Annotated in this window: 20 protein-coding genes; 12 read left to right on the top strand and 8 right to left on the bottom strand. The window is 38.7% G+C overall.

What is annotated here, in order from left to right; all coding sequences use genetic code 11:
• The first annotated feature begins 5 nt into the window (after positions 1 to 5).
• The 3 genes from AC07U8_RS19195 (at position 6) to AC07U8_RS19185 (ending at position 2,797) form a co-directional block, all read left to right on the top strand.
• The gene (locus AC07U8_RS19195; protein ID WP_096735246.1) at positions 6 to 1,022 is read left to right on the top strand and encodes a DUF4062 domain-containing protein; all 1,017 of its coding nucleotides are present in this window, start codon (positions 6 to 8) and stop codon (positions 1,020 to 1,022) included.
• A gap of 99 nt (positions 1,023 to 1,121) precedes the next feature.
• Positions 1,122 to 2,132 (top strand): ferrochelatase, encoded by a 1,011-nt coding sequence (hemH, locus tag AC07U8_RS19190; RefSeq protein WP_494738423.1) that lies wholly within the window; start codon positions 1,122 to 1,124, stop codon positions 2,130 to 2,132.
• Between the two features lie 20 nt (positions 2,133 to 2,152).
• On the top strand, positions 2,153 to 2,797 hold the full coding sequence (locus AC07U8_RS19185; RefSeq protein ID WP_004816786.1) for an MBL fold metallo-hydrolase: 645 nt from the start codon (positions 2,153 to 2,155) through the stop codon (positions 2,795 to 2,797).
• 811 nt (positions 2,798 to 3,608) lie between these two features.
• Here AC07U8_RS19185 and AC07U8_RS19180 read toward each other — a convergent pair.
• Positions 3,609 to 3,776 (bottom strand): DNA gyrase inhibitor YacG, encoded by a 168-nt coding sequence (locus AC07U8_RS19180; protein ID WP_004816790.1) that lies wholly within the window; start codon positions 3,774 to 3,776, stop codon positions 3,609 to 3,611.
• Between the two features lie 75 nt (positions 3,777 to 3,851).
• Here AC07U8_RS19180 and AC07U8_RS19175 point away from each other — a divergent pair, with 75 nt between their 5' ends.
• The 3 genes from AC07U8_RS19175 (at position 3,852) to AC07U8_RS19165 (ending at position 6,219) form a co-directional block, all read left to right on the top strand.
• The gene (locus AC07U8_RS19175) at positions 3,852 to 4,514 is read left to right on the top strand and encodes a class I SAM-dependent methyltransferase (protein WP_494738614.1); all 663 of its coding nucleotides are present in this window, start codon (positions 3,852 to 3,854) and stop codon (positions 4,512 to 4,514) included.
• Positions 4,504 to 5,709 (top strand): TIGR03862 family flavoprotein, encoded by a 1,206-nt coding sequence (locus tag AC07U8_RS19170; protein WP_494738422.1) that lies wholly within the window; start codon positions 4,504 to 4,506, stop codon positions 5,707 to 5,709. Before AC07U8_RS19175 ends, AC07U8_RS19170 begins: the two co-directional genes overlap by 11 nt.
• Positions 5,710 to 5,808: 99 nt before the next feature.
• Positions 5,809 to 6,219: a GFA family protein gene (locus AC07U8_RS19165; protein WP_004725587.1), complete on the top strand. Its 411-nt coding sequence runs from the start codon at positions 5,809 to 5,811 to the stop codon at positions 6,217 to 6,219.
• Positions 6,220 to 6,266: 47 nt separating this feature from the next.
• On the opposite strand, the gene AC07U8_RS19160 is transcribed toward AC07U8_RS19165, so the two are convergent.
• A complete protein-coding gene (locus tag AC07U8_RS19160; protein ID WP_494738421.1) occupies positions 6,267 to 6,599 on the bottom strand; it encodes a HopJ type III effector protein in 333 nt (110 codons plus the stop codon).
• A 145-nt stretch (positions 6,600 to 6,744) separates the two neighbouring features.
• Here AC07U8_RS19160 and AC07U8_RS19155 point away from each other — a divergent pair, with 145 nt between their 5' ends.
• Positions 6,745 to 7,593, top strand: a complete 849-nt coding sequence (locus AC07U8_RS19155; protein WP_494738420.1) for a DUF2071 domain-containing protein — start codon at positions 6,745 to 6,747, stop codon at positions 7,591 to 7,593.
• Between the two features lie 139 nt (positions 7,594 to 7,732).
• Positions 7,733 to 8,113 (top strand): fluoride efflux transporter CrcB, encoded by a 381-nt coding sequence (crcB, locus tag AC07U8_RS19150; protein WP_209827892.1) that lies wholly within the window; start codon positions 7,733 to 7,735, stop codon positions 8,111 to 8,113.
• A gap of 69 nt (positions 8,114 to 8,182) precedes the next feature.
• On the opposite strand, the gene AC07U8_RS19145 is transcribed toward crcB, so the two are convergent.
• Complete coding sequence (locus AC07U8_RS19145) at positions 8,183 to 8,431, bottom strand: type B 50S ribosomal protein L31 (RefSeq protein WP_004816804.1); 249 nt, start codon at positions 8,429 to 8,431, stop codon at positions 8,183 to 8,185.
• 293 nt (positions 8,432 to 8,724) lie between these two features.
• Positions 8,725 to 10,023, bottom strand: coding sequence for an ABC1 kinase family protein (locus tag AC07U8_RS19140; protein WP_004816806.1), 1,299 nt, complete (start codon positions 10,021 to 10,023; stop codon positions 8,725 to 8,727).
• Between the two features lie 199 nt (positions 10,024 to 10,222).
• Here AC07U8_RS19140 and AC07U8_RS19135 point away from each other — a divergent pair, with 199 nt between their 5' ends.
• Complete coding sequence (locus AC07U8_RS19135; RefSeq protein WP_004816808.1) at positions 10,223 to 10,438, top strand: DUF1737 domain-containing protein; 216 nt, start codon at positions 10,223 to 10,225, stop codon at positions 10,436 to 10,438.
• A gap of 93 nt (positions 10,439 to 10,531) precedes the next feature.
• Here AC07U8_RS19135 and AC07U8_RS19130 read toward each other — a convergent pair whose 3' ends face one another.
• Together AC07U8_RS19130 and AC07U8_RS19125 are read right to left on the bottom strand one after the other, a co-directional pair.
• Positions 10,532 to 11,887: an MATE family efflux transporter gene (locus AC07U8_RS19130; RefSeq protein ID WP_096735236.1), complete on the bottom strand. Its 1,356-nt coding sequence runs from the start codon at positions 11,885 to 11,887 to the stop codon at positions 10,532 to 10,534.
• 40 nt (positions 11,888 to 11,927) lie between these two features.
• Positions 11,928 to 12,389 carry a DMT family transporter gene (locus AC07U8_RS19125; RefSeq protein WP_004725603.1) on the bottom strand — a complete coding sequence of 154 codons (462 nt, stop codon included), beginning with the start codon at positions 12,387 to 12,389 and terminating at the stop codon, positions 11,928 to 11,930.
• A gap of 118 nt (positions 12,390 to 12,507) precedes the next feature.
• Here AC07U8_RS19125 and hemW point away from each other — a divergent pair, with 118 nt between their 5' ends.
• Both hemW and AC07U8_RS19115 read left to right on the top strand, forming a co-directional pair.
• The gene (gene hemW, locus AC07U8_RS19120) at positions 12,508 to 13,662 is read left to right on the top strand and encodes a radical SAM family heme chaperone HemW (RefSeq protein ID WP_315079038.1); all 1,155 of its coding nucleotides are present in this window, start codon (positions 12,508 to 12,510) and stop codon (positions 13,660 to 13,662) included.
• A gap of 76 nt (positions 13,663 to 13,738) precedes the next feature.
• The gene (locus AC07U8_RS19115; protein ID WP_494738419.1) at positions 13,739 to 14,224 is read left to right on the top strand and encodes a hypothetical protein; all 486 of its coding nucleotides are present in this window, start codon (positions 13,739 to 13,741) and stop codon (positions 14,222 to 14,224) included.
• Between the two features lie 209 nt (positions 14,225 to 14,433).
• On the opposite strand, the gene AC07U8_RS19110 is transcribed toward AC07U8_RS19115, so the two are convergent.
• Complete coding sequence (locus tag AC07U8_RS19110; RefSeq protein ID WP_004725609.1) at positions 14,434 to 16,257, bottom strand: acyl-CoA dehydrogenase C-terminal domain-containing protein; 1,824 nt, start codon at positions 16,255 to 16,257, stop codon at positions 14,434 to 14,436.
• A 233-nt stretch (positions 16,258 to 16,490) separates the two neighbouring features.
• Here AC07U8_RS19110 and AC07U8_RS19105 point away from each other — a divergent pair, with 233 nt between their 5' ends.
• Complete coding sequence (locus AC07U8_RS19105; protein ID WP_494738418.1) at positions 16,491 to 18,896, top strand: hypothetical protein; 2,406 nt, start codon at positions 16,491 to 16,493, stop codon at positions 18,894 to 18,896.
• A gap of 78 nt (positions 18,897 to 18,974) precedes the next feature.
• Here the strand turns inward: AC07U8_RS19105 and aroE are convergent, their stop codons facing one another.
• Complete coding sequence (aroE, locus tag AC07U8_RS19100; protein WP_034616404.1) at positions 18,975 to 19,763, bottom strand: shikimate dehydrogenase; 789 nt, start codon at positions 19,761 to 19,763, stop codon at positions 18,975 to 18,977.
• Positions 19,764 to 19,865: the final 102 nt, after the last annotated feature.

Here is a 19,865-nt window from a genome sequence, read left to right as displayed (position 1 = left end):
AACCTATGCTCGATAAACGGTATCAAGTTTTTATTACAACATCTGGCAAAGAAATGCAGCCAGAACGGATGGTCGTGTCACAAACCCTTATAGGGATGGGGTTTTTTTCTTGGGGATTAGAACAACGGACACCATTAAGTACCGCATTTGCACGTCGTCAGATAGATGACTGTGATTACGTTTTATTGTTGTTGGGGAGTCAGTATGGTGAACAATCTGTTTCAGGGGTGAGTTATTTACATCTTGAATATATTTATGCGGTGACCAAACAGAAACCAATTATTGTATTTATGCATGAGAGTCCTGAATTTCGCGAACCGCATTTAAAAGAAGAAAGTACGCTGCTAAAAGAAAAGTTTAATGAATTTAGACATCAACTACAAAAAGAAGTTGAGCAAGTCGTTACTTATCGAACTTTACGAGATTTAGAACTTGCGGTACGTTCATATATGCCACAAATGCTAGAGCGCTATCCTGTTGTAGGATGGGTAAGACCTCAGAATATTCAAGTCTTACAAGATGAGATTGATCGTTTAAAAGCAAAGTTGGCACATGTTTCCGTAGAGCAAGGGAAAAAAGAAGCTGATCCATTTTTAACTTTACCCAAAGTTTCATTGCATGAAGTGTTTAATTTTGATTATCGAATGCATGCCTATCAAGATGGTAATTTTAAAGAGTTATCGCCAGCGCGTGAGATGACATGGGCAGAGTTATTGAAAATCTTATCAGTTGAATTTAGACAACCGACGTCTGAGGATTTTTTCTCTAAAGTCTTAAATGAATATTTGAATAATACGGGTTTAACCGATGCGCAAGTGGTGATGCCACGTGCGCATGCTGTGTCTAGAGCGCAGATTAATGTGCGTTCCTTGCATACGATTAAGCAACAAGTCCGTCAAAATGAATGGATCATCCCTGTGGGGCGTGATGATCGTCAGCGTATGCTCTGGCAGATGACGGATAAATGCGTGAAACTGCTTGAAAGTTCACAACGTATTAGCAGCCGCTCTTCAATTTTTTAAGTTAAATAAATTGAGTGAGTTAAGATAAAAAATTTTGTTTAGATAAAGACTCTGTTAAGCTGATCATTCGAGATAAACTATTCTGTAAATCGGGTGAAAATGTCTTTATCTAAACCTAAAGTCCTGATTATTATTGCTAATTTAGGGACACCAGATGCGCCTACAGCTCCAGCTGTTCGGGCTTTTTTAAAGCAGTTTTTATCAGATCAGCGCGTCATCGAAATTCCCAAAATTTTATGGGCAATTATTTTAAATGCATTTGTTCTACCTTTTCGACCAAAGCGTGTTGCCGAAGCTTATGCACAAGTCTGGTCAAATGATTCACCGATGCGTGAAATTCTATTTGAACAAGTTGAATCACTACAAAAAAAATTAATAAGTACCAATGCTGATTTAGATTTAGAGATTGTGCCAGCAATGACCTATGGGCGACCGGGTATCGATGCTGTATTGAATGATGCGAAAAACAAGCAGTATGACCATATTATTCTTTTTCCGTTATTTCCACAGTACTCGGCAACATCAACCGCCCCTTTATATGATGCCGTTGCACAATGGTTGTTAAAGCAACGCAATATTCCGGGTTTAAGTTTTATTCGAGATTATTATCAACACCCACTTTATATTCAGGCCTTAGCCAACAGTGTGCGTGACTATCAGCAGCAATATGGACCAGCCGCTAAACTGTTGATGTCTTTTCATGGGATCCCACAGCCTTATGCAGATAAAGGCGATCCTTATGCAGAGCGTTGTCGTATCACTGCACTTAAGGTAGCACAGGCATTAGATTTAAAAGACGACCAATGGGCGATCAGTTTCCAATCCCGTTTTGGAAAACAAGAATGGGTAAAACCGTATACCGATCAACTATTGCAAGAGTGGGCAGCGCAAGGTGTTGAGTCTGTTCAAGTGCTGAGCCCTGCATTTTCGGCAGATTGTTTAGAAACCTTGGAAGAGCTGGCGATTCAAAATGCTGAATTGTTTTTAAAAGCAGGTGGTCAACACTATGCTTACATTCCTGCATTAAATAGCCGTGCGGATCATATTGACTTATTTGAGCAACTTTTACAGACTCAATTGAATACACTCAAGTTTCATTTACAGGTATAGGGTTTTTTAGGAAAATTATCATGTTACAAGTCAAGATTGTACCCGTTACTGCATTCGCCCAAAATTGTTCTATTGTTTGGGATTCGGAAACCAAAGAAGCGGTATTGATTGATGCTGGTGGTGAGCCTGAGAAATTAAAACAAGAAGTTGAAGCATTAGGACTGACAGTCAAAGCATTGTGGTTAACACACGGTCATTTGGATCATGCTGGTGCGGTAGGTGCATTGGTCAAAGAATGGAATGTGCCTGTGATTGGTCCGCATAAAGAAGACCTGTTTTGGTTAGAAATGATTCAAGACGTATCTGCCCGTTATGGATTTCCAATTCCTGAGCCTGTTCATGTCAATCAATGGTTAGAGGGTGGCGAAAAGTTAAGCTTAGGGGATGAAGAGTTTGAAGTGCGTTTTGCACCAGGACATACACCAGGCCACGTCATTTTTTACAATGCCAAATATGGTGTGCTTTGGACAGGAGATGTGCTGTTTAAAGGTTCAATTGGCCGTACTGACTTTCCAAAAGGCAACCATCAACAGCTCTTGGATTCAATTCAGCGTGAATGTTTTACCCTGCCTGATGAAACTCAATTTATTTCAGGGCATGGTCCGATGAGTACTATTGGTTTTGAAAAGCAACACAATCCTTTTGTGGCAAGCAAAGCGGGTTAAGTATTCACTGTCCGGTTTTATTGTAAAAATAAGAAATGAAAAATGGTGAAGTAATCAATATTTTACTCACCATTTTTGTTTTAAATGTATATTTTATTAATGATTCAACATGTAATAAGGATCTGTAATAGTAACGTGAATAATCTGAGTAAAACAAAGCATAGACTATGTTATTTATGCTCATCTTTAAATAACTCCTGCAAAAGTTATTCACTCCATCATTGAAATAATATTCGTGGAGAATGAGAAAATTAAAATTAGGCTTCTTTCATAAGTCCTTTTTAAAATTATAAATCAATATAAAATCCCCCCTAATTCTAGCCTTCTCAAAGGGAGAAGGAACTTTAAATACCCATATGATTCGCTCAACATGATCATTTTTTGATTTATGAAAGAGATCTATTAAATAGTTTAATAATAGTGTTAAATTGATTTAAATCACCGCTCCTTTACCATTTCCAATTTGATTAATAAGATGACTATTGCAAATAGAATTCCAATCGCGATAAGAGAAAAATCGAGCGCATATACTCCAATAAAAGTAAAAAATGCACATAAAATTGTAAGGATAGCGACAAAAATTTTTAAGCCTATAGGCACCTTAATACTCCAAGTTTCATTATAAATTGAAACTAATCAAATTTTTATATATAAAGTGTGAATTGAAACATGCAGTATCATATCGCTATACAGATCCAAAAATAAACAGTTATTGTGAAGTGTGAGTATAATTTTATTTAATTATTTTTAATAAAAAATTTGCGTTTAAGTCTGCTAAGTCATTGCGGTGTCTATAAGCTTGGCACACGGCTTAAGAATCCTCAGCTTGCGGTGCATCTTCTGTAGGTAAGGTATAATCTCCATTGGCCCATGCACCTAAATCGATCAATTTACAACGCTCAGAGCAAAATGGACGAAATTCATTGCCTTCCCATGTAGATGGTTCACCGCAGCGAGGGCAAGGAAAAGTTTTAGACATATGGAAATCCTCATTTAAAAAAGCAAAAACCGTAAAGAGTTGTTAAACTTGTGAACGATTTCTTGTTAGTTTGATCTGATTATGTCGATTCGTCAATTTCAAGCACAGCGTATGCATGCTCCTCGTGATTTTCAATGTATTGAAAATAACCCAATTTGTGTGGAAATTGGGGCAGGAAAGGGCAAACATGCCTTGCTCTTTTCTGAACAGCACCCTGAACTGAAATTGATTGCGATAGAAAGAACCCGTGAAAAATTTATTGCCATGCAAAAACAGCATCAGTTGGAAGGTCAAACAAATTTAACCCCTATTCATGCTGATGCATTACCGTGGGTGGTGCATGCACTTTATCCCAATCAGGTACAACAGTTTTTTATTCTCTATCCAAATCCAGAACCGCATAATCCTGCGCAGCGCTGGTTAAATATGCCTTTTTTTGAATTTTTGCTTTCCAGATTATCTCCAAATGGCAGTATCACGTTAGCCAGTAATATTCCTGAATATATTGCTGAAGCAGAACAGCAACTAAAAGATGTTTGGAGGCTGCCTTATGAAAAACAAACGATTGCATCAGATTCAGCACGTACGCATTTTGAAATTAAATATTTAGAACGTGGTGAATTGTGTCAGCAATTGATTATTGCTAAACCTGAACACTATCAAACCCGTTTTGATGAGGTTGGACCACGTCAGGGTCAAAGCGTTGAAAACTTATCAGAGCCGTCTGATGCCAATTAAGAAAATTGCCATCATCGGGGCAGGGCCAGCAGGTTTAATGGCTGCAGATGTTTTAAGTCAGTCTACAACTGATTATGAAGTTCATGTTTTTGAACAGAAACCTTCTGCTGCACGTAAATTTTTGATGGCTGGAAAGACGGGGCTGAATATTTCCCATGCAGAAGCATTTGAACAATTTATTCAACGTTATGATCATGTGGAATGGTTAAGACCTTGGGTTGAAAAGTGGGATGCGACGTGGATTCAAAGTTGGATGCATGGTTTAGGGATTGAATCCTATGTAGGTAGTTCAGGGCGAATTTTTCCTGTAGAAATGAAGGCCGCGCCTTTGTTACGTGCTTGGTTAAAACAGTTGGCAGGGCAGCACGTTCAATTTCATTATCGTCATCAAATTACTGATTTAAAACAGCAACAACTCGAAATTCTTGATCTAAGAAACAATCAAGCACAGCTTTTGAATTTTGATGCGATTATTCTGGCTTGTGGTGCTGTGTCATGGTCACGTTTAGGCAGTGATGGTGCATGGCAAAAGTGGTTACCTGCTTCTGAAATTGAAGCGTTTCAAGCGAGTAATGCCGGTGTGGTTCGGGCATGGTCGAATTATATGCAACCTGTCTTTGGTCAGCCTCTTAAACGTGTAGATGCTTGGGTGGAAAATTCTGCAAAGACACAAGGTGATATTGTGATTACCCATTATGGATTAGAAAGTGGTCTCATCTATAAGCAGGGGCGATTATTACGTCAATTGGTACAGCACAATCAACCGATGTCGATTTATTTAGACTTGTTACCTGATCAAACTGTTCAACAGCTTACTCAGAAATTACAGCCGTCCAAAAAGCAATCCAGTACTAATATCTGGCGCAAAGCAGGTTTAGATGCTGCCAAAGCCAATCTGATTCGTGAATTGGTGGATAAATCAGTATGGAACATTCCTGAAAAACTTGCACAACAGATGAAGCATTTAAAAATTGAGATTGAGGGATTTCGTCCGATTGAAGAAGCGATCAGCTGTGCTGGTGGTGTAAAGCAAGCCGTATTAACACAGCATTTACAACTAAAATCCAATTCCTCTGTATTTTGCTGTGGTGAAATGCTGGACTGGGATGCCCCGACAGGAGGATATTTATTGACTGCGTGTTTTGCGACAGGGCGTGCTGCGGGTGAGGGTGTACATCAATATCTCAATAGATGAGATTAGGCAAAAAAAATGATGGTGTTTTGATTAAAAACGCGACTTTTATGCTAGTTTGATGCTATTGCCAATAGCCTTTGAAATAGGGAGATTTTCTCAATGTCTGCTGAAAAAATATATACAGGAAGTTGTTTGTGTGACGGTATTCACTATGAGATTCATGGTGAAATTGGAGAGGTGATCGAGTGTCATTGCCAACGTTGTCGTAAAGCCAATGGCACAGCATTTGCGACCAATGCGCCAATTCAAAAAGCAGATTTTAAAATCACCAAAGGTGAGGAATTATTGAAAAAATTTGCATCGACAGCAACAACAACACGTTGTTTCTGCCAAGAATGTGGCTCACCGATCATCAGTATTAAAGCAGAGACACCAGATACCTATCGTTTAAGAATTGGAACTTTAGATACAGCTTTAGAACAGAAGCCAACAATGCATATTTTTACTGCTTATAAAGCAGAGTGGGATACGATTTGTGACGGTTTACCTCAATATGATGAGCGTCCATAATCGTGTAGAAAGGGATCGAATAGATCCCTAACTTGATTGTATTGTTGTTATTTTGCAGTTAACGCATTACCTTCGAATTTGATGCCATTCCAGCCATTTTGCATAAATTGGCGAATGTTCTGATGGTCTGTTGCATCAGGCGTTGCCAAAACAGCGGCATAATGTTCTGCAAATAGATTTAGTGTTTGTTGTTGGTCTAAATCATTTAATTGTGCAAAAGAAAAAACTTTGGCACTGCCTTGGTTCTCAGTAGCAGCATTATGCTGTTGACCATTTTGAAATGCAGTCGGTGTATGGATATAACGAGCTTCAATATAACTGATGACATCTGCAAATTTTGCATCGCCTGCTTGAAGTTGTTTCAATAAATCTTGAGCCATGATGTGAAAATTCCGTGTTAAATCGTGCCAATATCATAGCCTATGGTTAAATAATTCAGTAATGCTATTTAATATTTTGAGATGGGCCATTCTTTAACCATATTTGCTAAAATAACAGCATCGAAATCCATAAAAATAGGTCGGTATGAATCGTCATAATATTAAAAATAAAGATTCAAACTTTATTTTGAGGCTGATCGGTCTTTTTGCTGAACGCCCATTATTATTAAAACTACGCCGTATCTTGATGCGTTTTATCCCTTTCCTACAGTTACAAAGTCAGGTCAAGAATATTGTGTATTTGTCTTGGTTGGTGGATATAGATCAAGTTCGTTCACGCTATCCACAGCCTATTCAGTTATGGGAAAAGCAAGGGAAAACGATTTTTACCATACTGACATATCAACATGAACATTTTGGTTTTTCTTTTTTAGGTCCATTACGTAAATTGATGCCATCACCGAAACAAAGCAATTGGCGCTTTTATATTGCCCCTACACAACAGGATAAAACGGTGATTTTCGAGCAAGTTGTGATTGACCAGCAGCTTTATGTTTTGAGTGGCCGTTTGGCAAGTGATGCGATGCCAGCACAATATGCAAAGAAATTTGTTCATCAAGTCTCTGAACAGCTGATTCAAACAGAGCTTGAACTTGATCCAGTTTATCAATTGTCTAGCACGGTTCAAATCAATACAGATCCGTGCTTACCTGATGCGTGGCAAGATTTATTCTGTTCATGGCATGAGGCCATTCAATATCTGGCTGAACAAGACCATGCATGGGTAGAATGGGTCGATCAACCTGAAAAACTATCACAAGGGGATATTGAAATGCCTTTTGATTTTAGTCAGGTTCTGCCTGCGCAAGTGCTCAATATTACTTGCCCCTTGCTACAACAATGGGGTGTTCGTGAACAAGATGTATTTGCCTTTGTTGTGCCAACTTTGGACTTTTATGTCAGAAATGAGTTGCTAATTAAATTAGATCGTTAAGCTTCTCCATGTTAATCTGTGGATAACTATCCGCTTATACACAAGTTGCTTATACACAAGTTGCTTATACACAAGCTGGGCTGTAAAAATCGGATGGTGGGTAAATGTGTTTTTTAAAAAGTTTTAAGGATGTCTAAACATGAATTGGCTATTGGTCGCATGCGGTGGGGCAATTGGTGCAAGCTTACGTTATGGTGCAGGATTTATTATTTCTAAACCACATAGCCTATTCCCTTGGACAACATGGTCGATCAATATTTTGGGCTGTTTCTTGGCTGGGATTTTTTTCGCTTTTACCCAACGCTATCCTATTTTACAGAATGAAACTCGATTATTTTTAATGGTTGGAATCCTCGGTGGTTTTACAACTTTTTCCAGTTTTGGTCTGGAAACATTCCAGCTGATTCGGCAGGGACAGTTTCCAATCGCTTTGGCTTATACCGTTTCTAGTGTGATTATTGGTGTGATCTGTTTAGCGATTGGCTTTTATATTTTTCAAATGCTTTTATCCACAAAATAATGTGCAATATTCAAAATGAAAAAGCCTAAGCTGAGGGAAGCTTAGGCTTAGACACAACATACAGTTCAATTAACGTTTAAAACGGGCAAAGCGCTTATTGAAGTTGGCAATACGACCTTCATTGCTTGCCTGACGAATTTCACCTGTATAGAAAGGATGTGAAGCACTGGATATATCGAGTGTGACATAAGGATATTGTGTGCCTTCATATTCTTTGGTATTTGTTGTCTTGATCGTGCTACCAATAACAAAGTATGCATTGGCATTGGTGTCATGAAATAACACTTGACGATATTCTGGGTGGATACCTTGGCGCATGGTTTTAACCTCTAATTATTTAAACATAGTGTAATGTTATAATATTACATTTAATTTGTAAAGTACTTCATTTGATGGGTATTCGTGTTGTCTAGCGGATTTGAAAAAAGTGAGATAAAAAAAGAAGCCTGAGCAGGAGGATCTGGCTTAGACTTCAAATATAAGTTTAATGTAAAGCTCTATCCTTAAAATTAGATGAAGCGTATAACGAAATTTTTAAAATGAATGCATTGATTATGTTACTTTTAAAAGAACTGGATGCAATCGACTTCAATAAAAACCATCAAGAAAACTTAGTCTTGTAAAGGCACCAACTCTTCAAAGAGATCTTTTAAATTATCATGGACTTTAAGTTGAATCAGATTCCAGTATTGTCCTGAAATCGTACGATTTACCATTAAAGTATCTGGCGATGGTTTGAATACATCCCAATACTTCAATGATTTTTTCACCAGTTTGATGCCATCATGATGTGCTGAATTTTCAGCAAAATCATAATGTGTAGTCAGTGGTCGTAATAAAATTTCAAGCCATGCCTCATACAATTCTACGGGAAACTTACCTTTTTCAGCTAACGCATCTAAAACCGTTAAATGCTCTTCAATCGTCACAATATCTTGTTTTCGTGCAGCTCTGACCAAGGCTTTAAAATGAGTAATGATTTCATTGGATAAGGTTTTTACACCGCCAAAGTCGTAAATGATCACACTGCCATCTTCACGGAAAGCAAAGTTGCCAGGATGAGGGTCGCAATGGAAACGTTTTAAGAAGAAAATTTGTTGACCCAATGCCAAGATTAAACGGCGACCAATTTCATTGCGCACAGATAAATCCCAAGTACTTGCAGTTTCAATACTTTCGCCCTTTTCAAGGCTTAGGGTTAAGATGCGACGACTCGAATAGTCTGTAAACACTTTGGGAATAATAATTTTTGTGTCCAAAGCTTGATGGAATGTTCTAAAAACTTGCAAGTTTTGTGCCTCAATTTCGTAATTGAGTTCTTCATGTAAACTGTCTTGAATCTCTTTAAATAAGCGATCTTGTAATTTTTTATCTACTTTTAAAACACCCATTAAGCGTAATGCCAAACGAACCTGTTTTAAGTCACTTTCACATGCTTCATCTACCCCAGGATATTGTACTTTGACCACAACTTCAGTGCCATTTTTTAACATGGCTTTGTGGACTTGACCAATAGATGCTGCTGCGAAGGGTTGTTCATCAAAATGCAGAAAGGTTTGATCAATCGGTTTGCCTAGCTCGCGTTCTACTTGTTGTTTAATTTCAGCAAATGGCATTGCAGGCGCTTGACGTTGCAATTTAGCAATTGCCCGTGCGACTTCAGGTGGAAAGATATCTTTATATTGCGAGGCGATTTGACCAACTTTCATCACAGCACCTTTCATTTCTCCTAAGGTATCTGCAATTTGAACACCAATATCTTGGAACAGCTTACTACGCGCTTCATTTTTTTGTTCTTCATCCGCATTAAAGTTACGAATTGAATTTGATACCGTTTTCGTCGCGATACTTGCAGTCATACTCGCAAGTTTCATAAAGCGGCGACCTGGGGTACTGGTACTTTTCGACATTCGTAACCATCCTTTAATTGGGATTAAACGCTTAATTCATTTTGATCATAGGCGACTATTGTTAAACTGCCTACTCTAATTTGTTAAGCGTTTGTTTCTACTTGGCTATTTTAAATCTTAAAATATCCAGCATGCTATCGGTTTGTTCTCAGTGCTTTTGGATTAAAATATTGTTCAATATTTTAATCGTTGTTGGATCATGAAAGTTTATCGTTATTTAACTGGTAAGGATGATGTGAATTTCTGTGCACGGGTCAGTAAAGCTTTAAATGACGGCTATGAGTTATATGGTTCTCCAACGATGACGTTTAATGGAATTGATGTCATTGTGGGGCAAGCCATCGTAAAAGAGGTTGGCAATGAATCTGAGATGTCTGAAAAGTTTCAGCAAGCCTATCAGCTTCAATCTGAGTAAAATAAAGTACACTTATAAAAAATAATGCTGTATTTAAACAGCATTATTTTTTAGATAAACGCATTAAATATAAGCGCTTTTAAAATTTGAAATTTAAGCCTGACTCAACCTTTTATTGTTCATATACAGACGCGTTAATAATAAAACACAGGCAATGGTCAGTCCAATGATCAGTCCTGTCCATACCCCAGCGGCGCCCATATCGGTATAGCGAGCCAAATAAATTCCAACAGGGAAAGCGATGATCCAGTAGGCCAGCATAGTGATCCACATTGGGCCTTTGGTATCTTGCATTCCACGTAAACAACCCGCAGCACTGACTTGCCATGCATCCATAAGTTGGTAGCCAATTGCAAATAAAATTAAATATATCGCTGCTTGGGAAACATCATAGTCACTGGTATAAACAGACACAATTTGAGGGCGTAAAATCAACAGCAGTAACATAGTGATACAGGCAAATAAGGTACTGGTCATTAATCCAACTTTCTGGACTTTTCGCATCGCATACCAATTCTTTTCGCCATAATAAGTCCCTGTACGAATGGTCAGCGCTAAAGCCAATGACATTGGAATCATAAATAATTGCGATGTGATAGATAAGGCAATTTGATGTGCTGCAACAGTAACTTCACCAAGCGGACTGAGTACAATTGCACCTGTACTAAAAATACTGACCTCAAAGAAAATTGCCAAACCAATCGGTAATCCCAGTTTGAGGATACGTTTAATCAGTACGCGGTCTATTTTCTCAAACATATTTAAGGGTTGTGTAGCTTGGTAGCGTTTGGCTTTTAAAATATAAATGCTAATCGTGATGAACATGATCCACTGCAACAAAGCTGTTGCAAAACCACAGCCAGCACTTCCCAAGTGTGGAATCGGCCCAATCCCATACATAAAAATAAAATTCAGCGGAATTTGCACCACAAGCGCAACAAGGCTAATCACTGTGACAGGGCGAGGGTAGCCTAAAGCTTCTGAATAGCCGCGTAATGTTGAATACATGGTAAAAGCAGGCATACCAAAAGCAATCGCATGTAAAAACAAACTGGCTTTAGGCAATAAAGATTCAGGCACACCAACCAAAGGCAGCAATAAAGGAATGATCTGTAAAACCAGCATGCCAATAATACCCAGCAATAAGGCAACCCATAAAGACTGGCGAACAATCGAAGGGATGTTTTCTGGGGTACGCGCACCGTTGGCTTCTGCCACTAAAGGCGTGGTTGCGATCATGATGCCACTAAACAGCAGCATGACTGGAATCCATAAACCTACCCCAACAGCAATTGCGGCAAGATCTTCGGGAGACATATGCCCAGCCATAATGGTATCAATCAATCCAAAGCCTGCGGCAGCAAACTGAGTGATTAAAATTGGGAGCATTAAGTTAAAGAGTTGCTTTAATTCAAAGCGGGTAGTTGTGGCTTTTATCGATGCAGACACAGGAAATACTCGTTTTAAATGTGCTTAGAAAATAGATTGGTTAGCGTTGTAGAGTGAGAAGCACACCTATAAAAATCACCACGCCACCTAAAAGACGTTGCCAGTTTACTGGCGTTTTATCTGTACCCAGTAGTCCAAATTGGTCAACGATCATCGACATTGCAATTTGTCCAAAAATAATTAAGCCTGAGAGGGTTAAAAAACCCAGTTTTGGTGCAGTATAAATGCTCATACTGATTGCATAAACACCTAAGCAACCACCTAGCCAAAGATACCAAGGTATCACTGCTAAACTTGAAAGGGTTGGTCTTTGTTCAGCTTGTACAATCACCAAAATAGCGAGCAATAGTGTACCAACTAAAAAGGATAAAAGGGCAGCTTGTAGTGGAGAATGCAGATATTCACGCAATTGAGTGTTAATTGCAGTTTGAAAGGTCATGGCAATGCCAATACCCATCGTAAGTGGTAAAAGGAACAATAATTGACTCGATAATTTCAGCATTCTTCTTCATCTACTTTTATTGTTAGTGTTCAGTCTAAAGCAAATTGATGACTTGTTCTAATCGGATGGTAGAAGTCATGTTAAAATAATCACTCTCTAAACTTGTTCTGAGCTTTCTTTGACTGATTTAACACCTCAAAATATACCTTTGTCGCTTTATATCCATATGCCGTGGTGTGTCCGTAAGTGTCCGTATTGTGACTTTAACTCACATGCTGTACCCGATGGGAAGCTGTCTTTAGATTTAGAGCAAGAATATTTACTGGCATTGGTTGAAGACTTTAAAACCCAAGTGGATTTTGCTCAGGGACGTAAAATTCATAGTGTGTTTATTGGTGGTGGAACCCCGTCATTGATCTCTGCACAAGGTTATCAGTGGCTTTTTACCCAGCTAAAAGCTTTAGTCCCGTTTGAGCAGGATTGTGAAATTACTTTGGAAGCCAATCCAGGGACGGTTGAACATGATCCTTTTGCAGATTATTTAGATGTTGGAATTAATCGTTTATCGCTTGGGGTGCAAAGTTTTAATCCTGATCATTTAACAAAGCTGGGGCGTATCCATTCCAATGATGATGCTGTTTCCGCCATTCAACATGCCAAACAAGCGGGTTTTCAACGCGTCAACGTAGATTTGATGCATGGTTTGCCAGAACAGACTTTAGAACAAGCCTTATATGACTTAAAACTTGCAGTCGAAAATGGGGCAACCCATATTTCATGGTATCAATTGACCATTGAACCGAATACGGTTTTTTTCCGCACTCAGCCTATTTTGCCTGTAGATGATGTTCTGGAAACCATTCAAGAACAGGGTGAACAATATTTAAAGGCCAATGGCTTTATCAATTATGAAGTGTCTGCATGGCGTAAAGAAAAACCGTCATCACATAATTTAAATTATTGGCAATTTGGCGATTATTTAGCGATTGGGGCAGGGGCACATGGCAAAATTACCCAAGCTGATGGCGTATACCGTTTTCAAAAAACCCGTTTGCCTAAAGACTACTTAGCCAAAGTGCCGGCTGAACATTTGCAATTTAAACGTATTGAAAAACAAGACATGCCTTTTGAATTTATGATGAATGCTTTACGTTTAAATGAGGGTGTTCATGCGCAAATGTATCCTGAACGTACAGGATTGAATTTGTCTGATTTAGATCAGGTGATTGGTTCATTAAAACAGCGTAAATTGATGTTGAATGATGACACACAGTTAGCATGTACAGCGCAAGGTCATGTATTTTTAAATTCAGTGCTGGAAGCGTTTCTATAAATCTACAGCACAACAATTTAGCTTTTGTTATGATCTGACTTAAAACAATAATCTATTAAAAGTTAAGGTCATCACAATGAATAAGTTTCTAATCAGTATGTTATTTGCTGTGGCAAGCATTTCACTGGCATATGCAAAAAACGTTGTACCCCAATTTAGCGACTATCCTGTGAAAGCTGTGTATACAGGCAAGACTGCGAAACTTGATCTTTCAGACCCAAGCGCCAATATGTTTCGTACTCGACTGAGAGATGCATTAACACAAAAACCAGATTTTGCCGGTGAATATGTCACCACCATGTGGGGTTGTGGCGGGGGATGTAGAGTCTATTCTTTTGTCAATAAACGTACGGGTCAGCTTTTAGCGGATGGCTTTGGTGGTGAGGAACGGACTGAAGATGTGATTGCAACACGTCCAAACAGCCGTCTCTTAGTCACACAAGAAGAGCATATGGATCAAAACTATGCAGTGGATCAAGTGACCACACGTTTTTATGTGCTCGAAAAAAATCGATTTAAGTTGATTAAAACCATTACTCAACCCGCTTCTAAAACTCAATAGTAGGGGATGACAGAATTTTCTGTTGACTTTTAAACAGATCAATTTTTAAAAGCATTAAAGCGAGCGCTTAAGGGCATTTTTGAGTTCAGGCTTTCAAGGATAGGCTTCTGCTACAAGTGAATGAATATCACTGTAGTGCAGCTTGCACTGTTATATCTTAAAAACAAAGAGCGCCGTAGCGCTCTTTGTTTTTTCAGAAATCTTTAATTTTAGTAATCAAAACTAAAATGCTCTGCATCAAGTGCCATCATGGTACGAGATGGATTTACCATAGACTCAGCATGACCTTGTGAACGTGGTAATAATTGTTCAAAGTAGAAATCTGCAAGTTTGATTTTTGCTTTATAGAACTCAGGAACTTCAGCACCATTACCAGACGCTAATTTTTCAGAAGCGACTGCTGCTTGTTGCGCCCAGTAGTAAGCCATCATTGCATAACCAGAGAACATTAAGAAATCGACAGAAGCAGACGATACGATTTCACGGTCTTTACGAGCTGCAAGCATGATACGAACAGTTAAAGCATTCCATTGCGCACAGATCTTGGTTAAATCCCAGGCAAAACGACGCATATATTTGTTACGTGCATGTTGACCACAGAATTTCAAGATTTCAGCGGTATATTCACGAACCACTTTACCTTTAGATGAAAGCAGCACTTTACGGCCAATTAAATCCAGTGCTTGAATACCTGTTGTACCTTCGTACAAAGTTGCGATACGCGCATCACGTGCAATTTGTTCCATGCCATGCTCTTTGATATAGCCATGACCACCAAACACTTGCATACCCAAATTCGCAGATTCAAGCCCCATTTCTGTCAAGAAACCTTTGAGAATCGGGGTATAGAAACCAAGCTTATCATCATATTCTTCAAATTTTGCTTGATCGCCTTGTAACATTGCATCAGTCATTTTATCTGCAAGCTGAGCTGCATGATAAATCATGGCACGACCGCCTTCTGCAAATGCTTTTTGAGTCAAAAGCATACGACGTACATCGGCATGGTGAATGATTGCATCAGCCACTTTATCTGGATCTTTTTTACCAGATAGAGCACGCATAGACATGCGGTCTTTTGCGTATGGTAAAGCACCTTGGAATGATAATTCCGCGTGAGCAAGGCCTTGTACAGCAGTACCAATACGTGCTGTGTTCATGAAGGTGAACATTGCATGTAAGCCTTTATTCACTTCACCAATCAGATAACCTGTTGCGCCATCAAAGTTCAATACTGCAGTTGCAGATGCACGAATCCCCATTTTGTGTTCAATAGAACCACAAGTCACAGGATTACGTTCACCTACTGTACCTTCAGCTGTAGGGATGAATTTAGGCACAATAAACAATGAAATACCTTTAGTACCTGCGGGTGCATCTGGAAGACGCGCAAGAACGATATGGATAATGTTTTCAGTTAAATCATGTTCACCGGCAGAGATGAAGATTTTTGTCCCTGTAATTGCATAAGTACCATCAGCATTAGGTTCAGCCTTAGTTTTTACTTGACCTAAGTCTGTACCACATTGTGGTTCAGTCAGACACATTGTTCCTGACCATGTACCCGCAGTCAGGTGTGGCATATAGGTATTTTTTTGTTCGTCTGTACCAAATTGCAGGATGGTATTCATACATCCCATGCTCAAACCTGGGTACATGGTGAATGACCAGTTTGCAGTCCCCATCATTTCAGATTTGATCAGGTTTAATGACATCGGCAAACCTTGACCACCAAACTCTTCAGGATAAGACAGGCCTTGCCAGCCACCTTGAATAAATTGGTTATAAGCTTCTTTAAAACCTTTTGGTGTCGTGACTTCACCATCTTTAAAATGACAACCTTCTTCGTCACCAGATTGATTCAGTGGAGAAAGTACATTTTCACAAAAATCTGCAGCACCTTCTAAAATCATATCGACAGTATCAGCATCGGCATTTTCGCCAATTGATAGTGTTTTATAATGTGCAGAATAGTCAAAAACTTCATTCATTAAAAAACGTATGTCACGGAGCGGCGCTTTATATGCTGGCATGTGTTTAATCCTAATTTAAAAATAGTTTTGGATTTTCAATCTATAGCTTCATTATTCATAATCATATGGGAATTACATTGATAAGACTCTCTAAAAAAATTGTCAGAAATGCGAATTTGGTAGAAAAAGCACATGTGAATTTGTTGATTTTTTGATAGTCTTGTACACTTTGTTTTTTATTGTTTCATTGTTATTTTTATTGTCATTATAATATTCAAGTGGGTAGATCTATCATGCATTTAAAAAAATTAACATTGTGTTTATTGGGTTTGAGTTTATCAGCATGTTCTACACATGTGATTAAAAGCAATGCTTTAAATGCAGATCAAGACGCTCCGCAACGTGCAATTCAAGGCTTTAATGCCTTATATGAATATCCAAATTTTGATTATCGTGGACAAGTCAAGGTTCGTCTTGATAACGCTCAGAAAGCCAACGCAGCTGATACAAAGCAATTAGATCCTACAATTGAAAAAAAGGTCAATCAGTATCTAAGAGATCAAAAAATCAAATTAACCGATGCACAGAAAAAAGAACTTTATCAAGCAATTGCTAAGCAAGATTCTAAGTATTCAAATCGCTTTGTTGGTATTGGGGCAGATGTTGTACAAAATATCGTGAATGATTTACAGATTCGTTATGATGGAACTGTGAATTATCGTCAGAAAATGGCATCGTTTAACTTAGAAACGCAGTATAAAAAACCTAACCTTTCTGTGGAAATGCGTGTTCCTACAGTATTGGATCTCAATAATTATAAATTCTATACCCATATTTTTTCTTTAATGCCTTATTTGGCCAATACACAAGATCAGAATAAATATGCCTATTATGATTTCTCTAAATACAAAGATGATATTGCCAAGGTAAATGGAAAAGCCTTGGTTGAGTTTCTTAAACAATCAGGCGCAACCTCTTATTTGATCGCTTCTCCGAATCAAATTGAAAGTCTTGCGGTGAGTTCAGCTGAGAAGCAAGCGGGTGTGGTTGAAAAAATCCGCTTAAATACCAGCATTGAAGAAATGTTTTTGCAAGGGCAATTGTATTCCACAGTGAATCGTCAATATTTCATGAATTCAGTGCTTGGATTGAGTCCTACAAATATTGCAAAACTCTTAGATACTACTGGAGAAAATCAATCAAGCGATGCTGCTAACGAAGCGGCACAAGCTGCAATGAAAGCAGTAGAAGAAGCCTCAGCGGGGATCAATACTGATGATGCGGGAGTGGCTGATGCTGCTAGCGCCATGTATCAACTTTATAGTGCAGTCAATCGTCAATCTCATGAAGCGTCTGAAGAAGAGGTGGACGCTGTTTATGCAGATGCACAAGACGCGGCTAAAAAAGCAGTTGAAGATGATGAAGACTATTCCACTAGCCAAGCTTCCGATGCTGCTGAGCAGGAAGATGACAATGTTGAAGCTGAGTCTGCAGAAGCATCAGCAGAGCGTCAGAAAATTTTAACTGAACAACAATGTGAAGACTTAACAAAAGCAAAAGCTCATCCACGTTTTGGTGATGTGGAATATTGTCAGTATCATTATGAAATTGATGTTTTAAGTGCTGAAGCAAAGGATGATGCATCTTCAGCCAGTAAAGCTTTACAGCAGCAAAGTAATGCAGCGCTTGTCAAAACCTTTACAGGCTATGCGAAAGACCAGTTGGTTGATGCTCAACAATTTAAACAATTGTGGAATCAACATCATACTGAAGTTGAAGCCAGTTTGCCGCCTAAAAATAAACGTAATCCTTTAATCGTTGATCTGTCTTTAGATAACAAAGGCCGGGCGGTAAAAGCAGATTATGATTTGGGTGTGGATTTTGATAAATTAAATCGTAAGCTGAATGTTAAGATGGATATGCAATTCCTTAATTATGGAAATGCCAGCAAGATCGATCAGAGTGTTTTACAGCAAGCTAAGCCATTTAAAGACATCTTTAAAGGCAGCATTATGGAGCAAGCTGTGGGCGGTATTGCGGGTGTTTCAGGTGATACAGGTAGTCGTTCAGAACAAAAATATTTAACTTTAGACGAGCGTTTAGCACAGTTGGCTGAACAAGTGTATGCACAAACGGGTTCTTATGAAAGAACCTATAAAGCCGTATTTATTGCCAAACTGACTGCAGAAAAACCTGAGCTAATCAAACAATATTCTGCTCAAGATTTACAGGAAATTGCGGCAGTCTACGCTTATTCTTATTCTGATGAAGAGATTTACAATCCGAAAGGTCAGGCTTTAAAACAGGTCCAAGTTTTACAGAAAAAGCATCATTTGGAAGATGACCACCAATATGATGATGGACTTGGAAATGCTGTTGATGAGATCGTGGCTAAAGTCTGGAAAGATAAGCAAAGTGTTTTAGAAATTCAGAATTTAGTCAAGAAATACAAAACCACTGAAGCCGTTTTTGCGCAATATTATATGCAGAAGTTTGAAGCAGAAAATGAGATTGAAAAAGGGCGACGCGCTGATTTTATCAAAACAGCGAAGATTTTAGCCAAGTCTTATACTGCATTTAAACGCAATAAATTTAACGATCAGGTTGTAGCTGGCTTGGATCAAGACGCGACTGAATTTATTGATTATGATTTATTTAAGCAAACCTATCAGATCTTGAGTGATGCCAAGTTAAAGTAATTGGTTTTGGTTTGGCTAAAAAGAACCTCAATTGAGGTTCTTTTTTTATGGATTTTTTAAACAAAGATACATCCATGATTAAAGAAAATCTTTTAAATTTGGACGAACCCCATTCCAAATATAAAAGGCTTCGATGGCTTGCCCAACCAACATACCGAAGCCTTCTGAGCTTGGAATCTGGCGCGCTTTGGCTTGATCGATAAAACTTGAAGGTTTGCCATAGGCCATTTCATAAGCATGGTGAAAGGTTAAGGTTTCAGGAAGAATCAGTGCATCACCCGTTAAGCTTGCCGAAGTCGCATTGATAACAAGATCAAATTGCCCATCTAATTCATCTAGGCTACAAGCGGAAAGTTTTGCTTCAGGAACAGCGCTTTGTAAATCGGCCACCAATTGTTCTGCACGTGAACGGGTACGGTTGGCAATCACAATTTTTTTAGCCCCCGCTTTTACCAGAGGGTAAACCACGCCGCGAGTTGCACCACCTGCCCCAATAATCAAAATATCTGTGTTTTCTAAAGTCCAGTCTAATGCTTTAATCGCATCGACTAAACCTTGTCCATCTGTATTGTCACCATGCAATACACCGTTTTCCATCCAAAGCGTATTGACCGCCTTGGCGATTTTTGCACGTTCTGTCAGTTGTTGGCATAAGGCAAAAGCTTGTTCTTTAAATGGCACAGTAACATTCATACCTACGCCATTGTGAGCAAAGAATTCAGTTACACTTGCAGTAAAGCCATCGAGTGGGGCAAGACGTTTTACATAGTTGAGATCAATACCAGTCTTTTCTGCAAAGGCATGGTGTAGTTCAGGTGAACGAGAGTGTTCAATCGGATTTCCAATGACTGCGAATAGTTTACTCATGCCAAATGTCCAAGTATTGATTGTGTTGATTTTTAGAGAATGTCGACAATATACGTGAAAATGGATGATACAACCAAACTATATGCGGTTTAGCTTATGCTA

This window comes from Acinetobacter sp. GW821-FHT01E09 (genome assembly GCF_059422385.1).
The sequence above is the reverse complement of the archived record's forward strand: the minus strand, read 5'-3'. Positions and strand labels throughout refer to the sequence as shown.